Raw genomic sequence first — 13,340 nt, 5'->3', positions numbered from 1 at the left:
CCGCATTGCGACGCGCGCAACCGGCGACAACGGACTGGCAACGCAGCGGGCGCATAATCGCGCGATGATCATCGACTCGTTGCTGGACACCGACCTCTACAAATTCACCATGATGCAGGCGGTGCTGCATCAGCACCCCGGCGCGCAGGTGGAGTACCGCTTCAAGTGCCGCACCCCGGGCATCGACCTGGCGCAGTACCTGCCGCAGATCTCGGCGGAGATCGACGCGCTGTGCGCGCTGCGCTTCCGCGCCGACGAGCTGGACTACCTGCGCGCGATGCGTTTCATCAAGCCGGACTTCGTCGATTTCCTGGCGCTGTTCCACCTGGATCGCAAGTACCTGCAGTTACAGGCCTCGACCAGCGTGCCCGGCGAGATCGAGCTGCGCATCCGCGGGCCGTGGCTGCACACCATCCTGTTCGAGGTGCCGCTGCTGGCGATCGTCAACGAGGTGTGGTTCCGCAACGCCGGCGGCGCCGACCATGCCGAAGGCCTGCGCCGCCTGCAGGCCAAGATCGCGCTGCTGCGCGACACCCCGGGCTACGACGGCTGCGCCATCGCCGACTACGGCACCCGGCGTCGCTATTCGCGGGCGTGGCACGGCGAACTGCTGCCGGTGCTGCAGCAGACCCTGGGCCAGCAGTTCGTCGGCACCAGCAATGTGTACTTCGCCCGCCGCTACGGCCTGACGCCGCTGGGCACGATGGCGCACGAGTATCTGCAGGCGTTCCAGGCGCTGGGGCCGCGCTTGCGCGACTCGCAGGCGGCGGCGCTGGAATCGTGGGCGCGCGAGTACCGCGGCGATCTCGGCATCGCGTTGTCGGACGTGGTCGGCCTGGACGCGTTCCTGCGCGATTTCGATCTGTATTTCTGCAAGCTGTTCGACGGCATGCGCCACGATTCCGGCGATCCGTTCGAGTGGGGCGAGCGCGTGCTGGCGCACCTGCAGCAGCATCGGGTGGACCCGCGCAGCAAGATCCTGGTGTTCAGCGACGGCCTGGACATCGACAAAGTGATGCGGCTGTACGCGCATTTCCGCGAGCGCTGCATGCTCGCGTTCGGCGTCGGCACGCACCTGACCAACGACCTGGGCCTGGTGCCGTTGCAGATCGTGATCAAGATGGTTCGCTGCAACGGCCAGCCGGTGGCCAAGCTCAGCGACTCGCCCGGCAAGACCCTGTGCGACGACCCGGCCTATCTGGCCTACCTGCGGCAGGTGTTCCAGGTGCCGGCCGAGGACCAGCCCTGAGCCTGCAATGACCCTGCCGGTGCCGATGCGGCAGCGGTCGCCGGGGCGGCCGGGCAGGAGTCGCCGTTCGGTGCAACAGGGCTTTGCGGTGAAGAAAGAGTGAGATACACTGCACGGGAAAGTGAGAACTGTGTCGCAATAGTGACGGTCAGGATGGGCCGCCCAGGCGCTACAGCCGCTACGCCGTTGTCGTTCCGTCCCTGGCCAGAGACTTCCCGATGAGCGCTCACGCGTTGCCGACCCATTACCGCACCCAGGCCTGTTCGCGGCAGTGGCGGGGCTTCCTGCGCGCGTTGGCGGAGGAGTTCGCCGCGGAGTTGGGCCCCGAGGATCTGGCGCTGCTGATGGCGCGCATCGGGCGTCGCTTCGCCGCCGAACATCCGGTCGGTGCCTGCGCCACCCTGCAGGAGCTGGAGGACGCGGCCAATCGCGTCTGGGACCGGCTGGAATGGGGCTATGCGCGGTTCGAGGAACATGCCGACCGCGTCGACCTGCTGCACGCCGGTTCGCCGCTGCATATCGGCCTGGCCGGGCAGGCCGCCGGCGCCGACGGCTTCCTGGAAGGGGTGTACCAGGCCTGGTTCGTGCAGGTCGGCATGTCGGCCGGATTGGGCGTGCGTGCGTTGTCGTCCGCGAACGAAGACCTGCGCCGCCTGGTGCTGGCCCGGGTCGGCTGAGCGCGGCGCGACGCACCGAACTTTTTTTGATCGTCATGAGGGGAGTCATGTCCAAAAAGTCCAAGCAGACGGGTGCCGAAACCGGCGACGACGTCTCCAGCCTGTTCGCCAAGCTCGGCAGTAGCGGCGCCACCGCCTACCAGGATTTTTCCGCCGACCGGCTCAGCGCCGCCGAGCCGGCTGCCGCCACGCCGCCGCCAGCACCCGCCGCACCGGCGCCGGTGCTGTCGGTGGTACGCGCCGCGATCGAGGCCAGGCCGGCCGCGCTGTCCCCGGCTGCACCGTTGCCGCTCACGCCTGCCGCACCTGCACCGGCTGCTGCCGCCGGCGCCGCCACCGGCACGCCGCTGCAGCAGTTGTTCCAGCGCCTGCTCGAGGCCGGCCGCGAGGCCGCCGTGCCGGCGCCGGGCGGTCCGCTCAAGCGCTTCTTGAATCGTTGATGTCGCGCGGCGCCTGCGGGCGCCGCACCTGTTTGCCGTCGCCGCGTGGTGGGGAAGACCACGCGCCGGCCTCCTCCCCCTTTTAGGAACCGCCGATGAGCGCTGCCTCCGCGTCGCATGCCGCGCGCCCGCTGCATGTCCTGGCCAACTGGTCGCTGTGGCTGCTGGGCGCCGTGTTGCTGGTCTTCGTCGTCGCCATCCCGATGGATGTGCCGCAGCAACTGCTGTTCTCGCTGGTGGTGTTCGCCGCGGCCATGCTGCTGCGGCGCAGTGGCAGCCGCCTGGCGATCCTGGTGATGATGGCGCTGTCGCTGGCGGTGTCCTCGCGCTACATCTGGTGGCGCCTGACCCAGACCGTGGGCATGAGCAGCCCGGTCGACCTGAGCCTGGGCCTGGGCCTGCTGCTGGCCGAGCTGTACGCATTCGTGATCCTGACGCTGGGCTACTTCCAGGTGCTGTGGCCGCTGAACCGGCGGCCGCTGCCGCTGCCGGCCGACCAGCGCGAATGGCCCAGCGTCGATCTGTTCATCCCCACCTACAACGAACCGCTGTCGGTGGTGCGCTCGACCATCCTCGCCGCCAGCGTGATGGACTGGCCGGCCGACAAGCTCAACATCTACCTGCTCGACGACGGCCGCCGCGAGGAGTTCCGCGCGTTCTGCGCGCAGGCCGGCATCCACTACGTCACCCGCACCAACAACCTCCACGCCAAGGCCGGCAACATCAACGCCGCGCTGAAGAAGTCCAGCGGCGAGTATGTGGCGATCTTCGACTGCGACCACATCCCCACGCGCTCGTTCCTGCAGGTGGCGATGGGCTGGTTCCTGCGCGACGCCAAGCTGGCGGTGGTGCAGATGCCGCACTACTTCTTCTCGGCCGATCCGTTCGAGCGCAATCTCGGCAACCACGGCAAGGTGCCCAACGAAGGCGAACTGTTCTACGGCCTGCTGCAGGACGGCAACGACCAGTGGGACGCCACCTTCTTCTGCGGTTCGTGCACGGTGATCAAGCGCAAGCCGCTGGAAGAGGTGGGCGGGGTGGCGGTGGAGACCGTCACCGAGGACGCGCACACCGCGCTGAAGCTGCACCGCCGCGGCTACCGCAGCGCCTACATTGCGGTGCCGCAGGCCGCCGGCCTGGCCACCGAAAGCCTGTCCGGCCACGTCGCCCAGCGCATCCGCTGGGCGCGCGGCATGGCGCAGATCGCGCGGCTGGACAATCCGCTGCTGGGCAAGGGCCTGCGCCTGTCGCAGCGGCTGTGCTACGCCAACGCGATGCTGCACTTCTTCTATGGGCTGCCGCGCATCGTCTACCTCACCGCGCCGCTGGCCTTCCTGTTCTTCGGCGCGCACGTGATCCACGCCTCGGCGCTGATGATCCTGGCCTACGCCCTGCCGCACATCCTGCAGGCCAACCTGACCAACCTGCGCACCCAGGGCAAGTTCCGCCACCTGCTGTGGAACGAGGTCTACGAGACCACGCTGGCCTGGTACATCCTGCGCCCGACGTTGGTGGCGCTGTTCAATCCCAAGCTCGGCAAGTTCAACGTCACCCCCAAGGGCGGCCTGGTGCCGCGCAGCTACTTCGACGGGCAGATCGCCAAGCCCTACCTGTTCCTGCTGGTGCTCAACCTGGCCGGCGTGGTCGCCGGGGTGATGCGCCTGCTCAGCGTGCAGGCCGGCGGCGAGGCGCAGACCATCTGGTTCAACCTGGCCTGGACCGCCTACAACGTGCTGCTGCTCGGCGCCACCATCGCCACCGCCAGCGAGATGCGCCAGGTGCGCCGTTCGCACCGCGTGCCGCTGGACATCCCGGCCACCTTGCATCTGGCCGATGGCCGCGAACTGGCCTGCCGCACCGTCAACTTCTCCACCGGCGGCATGGCGTTGCGCCTGCTCGAGCCGGTGCCGGTGGAGCCGGATATGCCGGTGGAGATCGCGCTGCCGCAGCGCGGCAGTTCCAAGCGCCTGCCGGCGATGGTGCGCCACGACCGCGACGGCGAGATCAGCATCCAGTTCCGGCCGATGTCGATCGAACAGGAGCGCTGGCTGGTGGCCTGCACCTTCGCCCGCGCCGACATCTGGGTGTCGCAGTGGGGCCGCCACGACCGCGATCGCTTCTGGGTGTCGCTGGGGCGCGTGTTCGCTGCCAGCGTGCGCGGTTTCCGGCGTCTCGGTCAGCACGTCGCCAGCAGCGCGCGCAGCGGCTGGCGCGGCCGTACCGCCGGCGAGGAGGCTGCGCCGTGAGTCGTCGTCCCGCTGTGCTGCGTTCCTTCCTCTCTTCCCTTTCTTTCCGGTCGCCGTCGATGCGTCTACCCGCCCTGGCTGCATGTTGTCTCACGGTCCTGTCCGGCCTGGCGCTGGCCCAGGAGCCGACCCTTCCTGCCACTGCGCCGGCCGCCGCGACCGCTGTGCCGCTGCCGGCCCCGGCCGAACGCGAGCGCTCGGCCACGCTCAAGCAGCTCGGCATCGACTACGAGATGACCCTGCGCGGCATCCAGGGCAGCGCCGGCATTCCCTTCAGCACGCGCACCGACGAAGTGGTGCAGGCGGCGAACCTGCATCTGGTGTACAGCTACTCGCCGGCGCTGCTGCCGGACCTGTCGCACCTGAAGGTCAGCGTCAACGGCGTCACCGTGGCGGCCCTGCCGGTCAGCCGCGAGAACGCCGGCAAGTTGCAGCAGAGCGACGTGCCGATCGATCCGCGCCTGATCAGCGACTACAACCGGCTCAACCTGCAGCTGATCGGCCACTACACCCGCGACTGCGAGGATCCGGACCACACCAGCCTGTGGGCCAACATCGATCCGTCCACGCGGCTGTCGCTGACCGCCACCCCGCTGGTGCTGCGCAACGACCTGGCGCTGCTGCCGGTGCCGTTCTACGACAAGCGCGATACGCGCCGCCTGGAACTGCCGTTCGTGTTCCCGCAGCGCCCGGACCTGGCCACGCTGCGCAGCGCCGGCATCGTCGCCTCCTGGTTCGGCGCGCAGGCCGGCTACCGCGGCGCCTCGTTCGGCGTGGCCATCGGCGACGTGCCGGCCACCGGCAACGCGGTGCTGTTCGCCACCGCCGCGACCCTGCCGGCGGAACTGGCGGCGACCCAGGCCGGCTTGAGCGAGATCTCCGGCCCGACCCTGGCGATGATCACCAATCCGCGCGATGCCACCGGCAAGCTGCTGCTGGTGCTGGGCCGCGACGACGACGACCTGCAGCAGGCCGCCACCGCGCTGAGCCTGGGCACGCCGCTCAACGGCCCGATGGCGCGCATCGGCGAACTCAAGCAGGCGCAGCCGCGCAAGCCCTACGACGCGCCCAACTGGATCTCCGGCGACAAGCCGGTGCGCTTCGGCGACCTGGTTGCGCAGACCGCGCAGTTGAACGTCAGCGGCTACCACCCCGACCTGATCCGGGTCGGCCTGCAGCTGCCGCCGGACCTGTTCGTGTGGCAGCGCGACGGCATCCCGGTCAACCTGCGCTACCGCTACACGGTGCCGGAGACGCAGAACAAGTCGGCGCTCAACGTCAGCATCAACGACGCCTTCGTCACCACGCTGCCGCTCAACGGCCACGCCTATGCCGAGTCGTTGCCGCTGCGCTGGTGGCACGCGCTCTCGCCGAAGGGCGCGATGCCGGTGGAGCAGAAGCTGCTGCTGCCGACCGGGCCGTTCTCGGCCAACAGCCAGCTGCGCTTCCACTTCTTCTTCGACCGCCCGCAGGCGGAGGCGTGCAAGAACACCTTCCCCGACGTGTCCGGCGCGATCGACGCCGACTCCAGCGTGGACCTGCGTTCGTTCCATCACTACATCGCGATGCCGAATCTGGCCGCCTTCGGCAATGCCGGCTTCCCGTTCACGCGCCTGGCCGACCTGTCCGAGTCCACCGTGGTGGTGCCGGACGAGATCGGCGACCAGGACATGGCCAACCTGTTGACCCTGCTCGGCCGGCTCGGCGCGTCCACCGGCTACCCGGCGCTGCGGGTGACCCTGATCCACGCCGCCGAGGTCGACAAGCACGCCGACAGCGACCTGCTGGTGTTCGGCAGCCTGCGCTCGCAGCCGCTGTTCCAGCGCTGGAGCGCGGCGCTGCCGATCGGCGACGGCGCCAGCGGGCGGCGCTTTGCGATGAGCGACTGGGTGCTGGACAAGCTGCCCGGCTTCCTGTCGTTCGATGCGCGCCGCACCGACCTGCCGACCACCGCCGAGGTGGCGGTGAAGCCGGCGCCCGGCGACGTGGTGTTGATGGGCTTCCAGTCGCCGCTGAAGGCCGGGCGCAGCGTGGTCGCGCTGCTGGCCGAGGATCCGGCCAGCGTCGAGGACTTCTTCGACGCCTGGCTCGAGCCGGCCACGCTGAAGGACTTCCAGGGCAGCGTGGTGCTGTTGCAGAAAGGCAAGGTGCGCAGCCTCGCCGGCAACCAGACCTACTACGTCGGCCACCTGCCGCTGCCGACCTGGGCACGCTGGTACTTCTCGCAGCACCCGCTGCTGCTGGGCCTGGCGGTGGTGGTGCTGAGCGTGCTGCTGGCGCTGGCCGCGCGCGTGGTGCTGCGCCGGCACTCGGCGGCACGGCTGCAGGAAGGGCGGTGAACGGACACACCGGCCAACGCCGGCGCCTGCTCGGCGGCCTGCTCGCTGCCGGCGCGGCGACGCTGCTGCCGCCGGCGCGCGCCGCGCTCACGGTGGCGCCGGCCTGCGCGCCGTGGCGCGAGTGGACCGCGTTCGTCGCCAAGCACATCGATGCCAGCGGGCGGGTGATCGATTTCCAGCACGCCGACCAGCGCAGCACCTCCGAGGGCCAGTCCTACGCGCTGTTCTTCGCGCTGGTGGCCAACGACCAGGTGCTGTTCGAGCGCGTGCTCGGCTGGACCCGGCACAACCTGTGCGGCGGACGCCCGCAGCAGGTGCTGCCGGCCTGGCTGTGGGGCCGCGCCAGCGACGGCAGTTGGCGCGTGCTCGACGGTAACAGCGCCAGCGACGCCGACCTGTGGATCGCCTACGTGCTGCTCGAGGCCGGGCGCCTGTGGCAACGGCCCGGCTACACCCAGGCCGGCCTGCAGATGCTGGCGCTGGTGCGGCGCACCGAGCTGGTCGAACTGCCCGGGTTCGGCGGCATGCTGCTGCCGGCGGCCAAGGGCTTCGCCACGCCGCAGCGCTGGACGCTCAATCCCAGCTACCTGCCGCTGCAATTGCTGCGGCGTTTCGCCGCGGTCGATCCGAAGGGGCCGTGGGCCGGTCTGGCCACGCGCAGCGCGCGCCTGCTGCGCGACAGCGCGCCGGTCGGCTTCGCGCCGGACTGGATCGCCTGGGACGGCCGCGCCTTCGGCGTCGATCCGGACAAGGGTGCGATCGGCAGCTACGACGCGATCCGCGTGTACCTGTGGGCCGGCATGCTCGATGCCGCCGATCCGCTGCGCAAGGCGCTGCTCGACGATCTGTCCGGCCCGCTGCAGCAATTGCGCGCGCAGGGCCGCCTCGACGAGAAGATCGATACCCGCCAGGGCGTCGGCAGCGGCCAGGCCCCGCCCGGCTTCGCCGCAGCGCTGCTGCCGTATTTGAGCGCGCTGCGCGAACCGGCGCTGCTCAAGGCGCAGGCGCAACGCATTCCCGCGCCCGGCGATGCCGCCGCGGCCCGGCTTCCCTACTACGACCGGGTGCTGATCCTGTTCGGACGCGCCTGGCTCGACAACCGCTACCGCTTTTCCGCAGACGGCGCGCTGCAGCCCGCCTGGAGAACCCAATGCTCCGCATGAACCTCAAACCCCTGTACCTGGCCGGCATGATCGACCTGTGCCTGCTCGCCGGCAGCGCCCACGCGCAGAACGCCGACGCCACCCAGCAACTGGTCAGCCAGGGCAACTACTGGCACGACCAGGGCCGCGACGACCTCGCCGCCGACGCCTGGCGCAAGTTGCTGCGGGTCGACCCGAACCAGCCCGACGCGCTGCTCGGCCTGGCCCAGATCGATCTGGCGCAAGGCCGCCAGACCGACGCGCGCAAGCGCCTGGCGCAATTGCAGAAGGCGCATCCGCAGGCGCCGCAGACCCAGCGCCTGGCGATGTCGATCGGCGGCACCGGCGACAACGTCGACCTGCGCAACGCGCGCCGCGCCGCCGCCGCCGGCCGCTACGTGGACGCGGTGCGCGCCTACCAGGCGATGTTCGATGGCAAGGGTCCGCCGGACGCGCTGGCGCTGGAGTACTACCAGGCGCTGGCCGGCACGCCGCAGGGCTGGGAAGGCGCGCGCGATGGCCTGCGCCGCCTGGCCGCCGCGCAGCCGGACAACACCGCCGCGGCGCTGGCGCTGGCGCAGGTGCAGACCTACCGCGAACCGTCGCGGCGCGAGGGCATCGCCCAGCTCGCCGCGCTGAGCAAACGCGCCGATGTCGCCGGCCCGGCGCGCGCCGGCTGGCGTCAGGCCCTGCTGTGGCTCAATGCCGGCCCTGCCGATGCGCCGCTGTACCAGGCGTTCCTGGCCGCCAATCCGAACGATGCCGAGATCGCCAGGAAGGCCGCGCAACTGCAGGAGCGCCGCGCGCAAGGCGGCGATCCAGCCGGCGAACAGCTGGGCGAGGGCTTCAAGGCGCTCAACGCCGGCAACCTGGCCCTGGCCGAACAGCGCTTCGCGCAGGTGCTGCGCGCGCGTCCGCGCGACGCCGAGGCACTCGGCGGCCTGGGCTCGGTGCGGCTGCGCCAGCAGCGCTTCGGCGAAGCGCAGGAGCTGCTGCGCCCGGCCGCGGCCGCCAACGGCAAGTGGCGCAGCGCGCTGGACAGCGCGCGCTACTGGCTGCAGTTGCAGCAGGCACAGGCCGCGCGTGCGCGCGGCGACAACGACGCGGCGCTGCGCCTGGCCCAGCAGGCGGTCAAGCTCAAGCCCGAGGAGGCCGCCGGCTACGCGCTGCTGGGCGACCTGCAGTCGGCCAGCGATGCCGCCGCGGCCGAAAAGAGCTACCGCGAGGCGCTGCGCCTGCATGCCGACGATGCCGGCGCACTGCAGGGCCTGATCGCCCTGTACAGCCGTCAGGGCCGTGCCACCGAGGCCAATGCGCTGTTCGCCAGGCTCAGCCCGGCGCAGCGCCAGCAGGCCGGCGGCGAGACCGCACTGAAAGCCAACCTGCAGCGCGCCCGCGCGCAGCAGGCGCTGGAGGCCGGCGATACCGTCACCGCGCAGAGCGAGCTGGAGACGGCGATGGTCGACAACCCTGGCGATCCGTGGGTGCGCCTGGACCTGGCGCGTCTGTACCAGCAGGCCGGGCGTCCGGACCAGGCGCGCAGCGTCATGGACGGCCTGCTCGCGGTGCATGGCGACATGCCCGAGGCGCTGTACGCCAACGCGCTGCTGGCGCAGGAACGCGGCGACTGGGCCAGCGCCTACGCCAGCCTGGAGCGCATCCCGGCCAGTGCGCGCACCGCCGAGATGAGCGCGCTGCGCAACACCGCCTGGGTCGAACAACAGGCGGCCAAGGCGCGCCTGCTGCAACAACAGGGCCGCGGCGGCGAAGCGCAGTTGCTGCTGGGCCGCACCGAGGCCGCGCTGGGCGACGCGCTGGAGCAGCCGGCATTGCTGGCGGCGATGGCCGGCGCCTATGCCGATATCGGCAGCAACACGCGCGCGCTGACCCTGGCGCAGCGCTTGGTCGGACAGAATCCCTCCACCGAATCGCGCCTGCAGTACGCCGGCGTGCTGCTGCGCGCGCATCAGGACGCGGAGCTGGCGGCGACCCTGCGCCAACTGCGCGACACCGAGATGAGCGCCGAGCAGCAGCGCCGCTACCAGGCGCTGCGCAGCGGCTACGTGTTGCGCCAGGTCGATGCCCTGCGCGAACTCGGCAACCTCGAAGCCGCCTACGACGCGCTCGCGCCGCTGCTGGCGCAGCAGAACCAGGACCCGCAGGCAGTGGCCGCGCTGGCGCGGCTGTACGCCGCCGCCGGCGACCAGCGCCAGGCGTTGGTGCTGTACCAGCAGCAACTGCAGCAGTCGCCCAACGACCTGGACACGCTGATCGCCGCGGCCAACACCGCCGCCGCACTGCGCGACCTGCACAGCGCCGAGGACTACCTGCAGCGCGCGCTGGCGCAGGCGCCGGATTCGCCGCAGGTGCTCGCCGCCGCCGGTCGCGTGTATCGCAGCGCCGGCAAGAACCGCAAGGCCGAGAGCTATTTCCGCGCCGCGCTGGCGGCGCAGGCGCACGAATCGGGTCAGTACGACAACGGCCTGCCGGCCGCCAACGGTCCGGCGTCGTACGCCGCGGCCGGGCGCCCGCTCAATCCGTTCGCTGGCATGAACGGGCGCATGCCGCGCAGCGCCGCTGTGGTGTCCGACAGCCTCGGCGGCGGCGTGCCGGCCCCGGCCTACGCGGCCTCCGCGTTGCCGGCGTCTGCGCCCGTGGCCGCCGGCGACGACCTGCCGCCGCCGGCCAGCGCCAGCGCCAGCGCCGTGGGCGTGGCCCTGGCCGCGCTGCCGGTGCCGGGCCAGCGCAGCAGCACAGCCCGCACCGCGCCGCGCGCGCTGCCCGATGATGGATTGCTGGCCGACACGCCGCGTGCGTCCCTGCGCCAGCCGGCGGCACCGGCCACCTCCGCGGGCGGTGCCAGCGTGCTCGACGAACTGCGCGAAGTGCAGGCCGAGAACAGCGACAGCGTCGCCACCGGCGCCAGCTACCGCGCCCGCGACGGCGAAGCCGGCCTGGGCCGCCTGCGCGATCTGGAAGTGCCGCTGCATGGCGAGTTCGCGGTGGGCGAGGGCAAGCTGCAGGTCGACGTCACCCCGACCCTGCTCGATGCCGGCACGCTCGGTACCGGCTACGCCACCGCCAGCCGTTTCGGTGCCGGCCCGGCCGCGGCGATGGGCGATGCGCTGGCCGCCGACCGCACCCCGATCGACAGCCTGGTCGGCAGCGACCTGTACCAACTGCTGCTCACCGAGGGCAACAGCAACGCCACCCGCAACGCGCTGCGCACCTACGCGGTCAACACCGGGCTGTACAACAAGCTGTTCAACGACACCGACCCGACGCTGACCAACGCGCAGCGCGAGGCGGCGGCGCTGCAGGCGCTGTACGCCGAGCCGCTGTCGGCCTTCCTGCTCGGCAATACCGCCGCCGACACCGCGATCGGCACGCTGGCCAGCGCCATCCTCGGCGACGCCTCGCGCAGCGCCGACCTCAGCGCCGCCGACATCGCCCGCTTCCGCAACCTGGCGGCCAACCCCACCGCCGCGACGCTGACCCCGGCCGGCTTCAGCCAGGCGCTGTACACCATGGCCGCCAACGGCAACGGCGCGCGGCGCATGGACCAGGACGCGCGCGGCGTCGGCATGGCGGTGACCTACAAGAACGGCGGTTTCAGCGCCGACCTCGGCAGCACCCCGGTCGGCTTCCCCGAGCGGCGCATCGTCGGCGGCGTCGGTTACCGCGGCCAGGCTGGCGACACCCTGACCTATTCGGGCGAGGTGTTCCGCCGCGCGGTCAGCGACAGCCTGCTGTCCTTCGGCGGCGTCGACGACGGCCGCGCCGGGCTCGGCTGGGGCGGTGTGACCAGCAACGGCCTGCGCCTGTCGGCCACCCTAGACAACGGCCTGCTCGGCGGTTACGCCAGCGTCGGTGCCGACCGCCTGGTCGGCCGCAACGTCGCCAGCAACGATCACCGCCAGGTCGACCTGGGCGTGTACGTGCACGCGCTGGACACCGAGAACCAGTCGCTGACCGCCGGCCTCAACCTGACCGCGATGCAGTACGACAAGAACCTGGGCGGCTACACGTATGGCCAGGGCGGCTACTTCAGCCCGCAGGACTACGTGGACCTGGGCTTCCCTGTGCACTGGAGCGGGCGAACGGCCGGGCGCACGGTCAACTGGAGCGTGGACGCCAGCGTCGGCGTGCAGCACTTCCGCAGCGACGACAGCCCGTACTTCCCGACCAGCGCGCAGATGCAGCAGGCCGCCTACGACGCCGCCTCGCTGGCCGCGCTGCTGGGCTTGACCGACCGCTACGTCGCGCCGGTCTACGCCGGGCAGAGCAAGACCGGCATGTCCTACAACATCGCCGGCGCGGCCGAATGGCAGATCGCCCCGCAACTGTTCCTGGGCGGCCGCCTGCTGTTCAACAATGCCCGCGACTACACCCAGTTCAGCACCAACATCTACGTGCGCTTCGTGCTCGACCGGCTCGGCGCCGGCCTCGGCCGCCGCCCGCAGGTGCTGGCCTCGCCATACGTGCCGGAGTAGGGCGCGGCAGGCGCACTGCTCCCGTCGTAGGAGCGGCTTCAGCCGCGACAGGCGTTCCCATGAAACCTGTCGCGGCTGAAGCCGCTCCTACGACGTTGCGTCGGCGCTTTGCTGGAATGCAGATATCGCACCGCTGCAGACCGTAGCTGGGGCCACGGTACATCGCAGCCCCGCTGCACGCATCGCCGCCACGGCGGATAATCGGGGGCATCCCCGTCCAGGAGCCCGCACATGATCCGCGACATCATCCGCATGGGCGACCCGCGTCTGCTGCGCCAGGCGCCGCCGGTCACCGACTTCGACAGCGCGCAACTGCATGCGCTGGTGGCCGACATGTTCGAGACCATGGACGCCGCGCGCGGCGTCGGCCTGGCCGCGCCGCAGATCGCAGTGGACCTGCAGTTGATGGTGTTCGGTTTCGAGCGCAGCGCGCGCTATCCGGAGGCGCCGCCGGTGCCGCGCACCGCCCTGGCCAACGTCGAGATCGAACCGCTGTCCGACGCGCTGGAGGATGGCTGGGAAGGCTGCCTGTCCATTCCGGGGTTGCGCGCGGTGATCCCGCGCTACCGGCACATCCGTTACCGCGGCGTGCTGCCGGACGGCACGCCGCTGCAGCGCGAGGCCGAGGGCTTCCACGCCCGCGTGGTGCAGCACGAGCACGACCACCTGATCGGCCGGCTGTATCCCTCGCGCATCCGCGACTTCGACAAGTTCGGCTTCGAGGACGTGCTGTCGTACGAGCTGTAGCGCAGGA

The 13,340-nt window shown here is 71.1% G+C and carries 8 protein-coding genes; all 8 read left to right on the top strand.

Annotation, left to right across the window (positions count from 1 at the left end; genetic code table 11):
* Positions 1-64 precede the first annotated feature (64 nt).
* The 8 genes from pncB (at position 65) to QN245_RS17850 (ending at position 13,333) form a co-directional block, all read left to right on the top strand.
* Positions 65-1,249, top strand: coding sequence for a nicotinate phosphoribosyltransferase (pncB, locus tag QN245_RS17885; protein WP_160970667.1), 1,185 nt, complete (start codon positions 65-67; stop codon positions 1,247-1,249).
* Between the two features lie 218 nt (positions 1,250-1,467).
* Positions 1,468-1,926 (top strand): cellulose biosynthesis protein BcsD, encoded by a 459-nt coding sequence (bcsD, locus tag QN245_RS17880; protein WP_184448399.1) that lies wholly within the window; start codon positions 1,468-1,470, stop codon positions 1,924-1,926.
* Between the two features lie 47 nt (positions 1,927-1,973).
* Positions 1,974-2,366, top strand: coding sequence for a hypothetical protein (locus tag QN245_RS17875; RefSeq protein ID WP_184448398.1), 393 nt, complete (start codon positions 1,974-1,976; stop codon positions 2,364-2,366).
* A 95-nt stretch (positions 2,367-2,461) separates the two neighbouring features.
* Positions 2,462-4,612, top strand: coding sequence for a UDP-forming cellulose synthase catalytic subunit (gene bcsA / locus QN245_RS17870; RefSeq protein WP_184448397.1), 2,151 nt, complete (start codon positions 2,462-2,464; stop codon positions 4,610-4,612).
* 59 nt (positions 4,613-4,671) lie between these two features.
* A complete protein-coding gene (bcsB, locus tag QN245_RS17865; RefSeq protein ID WP_317843802.1) occupies positions 4,672-6,951 on the top strand; it encodes a cellulose biosynthesis cyclic di-GMP-binding regulatory protein BcsB in 2,280 nt (759 codons plus the stop codon).
* Positions 6,948-8,114, top strand: a complete 1,167-nt coding sequence (gene bcsZ / locus QN245_RS17860; RefSeq protein WP_317843801.1) for a cellulose synthase complex periplasmic endoglucanase BcsZ — start codon at positions 6,948-6,950, stop codon at positions 8,112-8,114. Before bcsB ends, bcsZ begins: the two co-directional genes overlap by 4 nt.
* Positions 8,102-12,586 carry a cellulose synthase subunit BcsC-related outer membrane protein gene (locus QN245_RS17855; RefSeq protein WP_317843800.1) on the top strand — a complete coding sequence of 1,495 codons (4,485 nt, stop codon included), beginning with the start codon at positions 8,102-8,104 and terminating at the stop codon, positions 12,584-12,586. The genes bcsZ and QN245_RS17855 overlap by 13 nt, the downstream gene beginning before the upstream one ends.
* Before the next feature lie 231 nt (positions 12,587-12,817).
* Entirely contained in the window at positions 12,818-13,333 is a 516-nt protein-coding gene (locus QN245_RS17850; protein ID WP_317843799.1) for a peptide deformylase, read from the top strand.
* Positions 13,334-13,340 lie beyond the last annotated feature (7 nt).

This window comes from Xanthomonas rydalmerensis, assembly GCF_033170385.1.
Lineage (GTDB): Bacteria > Pseudomonadota > Gammaproteobacteria > Xanthomonadales > Xanthomonadaceae > Xanthomonas_A > Xanthomonas_A rydalmerensis.
The sequence above is the reverse complement of the archived record's forward strand: the minus strand, read 5'-3'. Positions and strand labels throughout refer to the sequence as shown.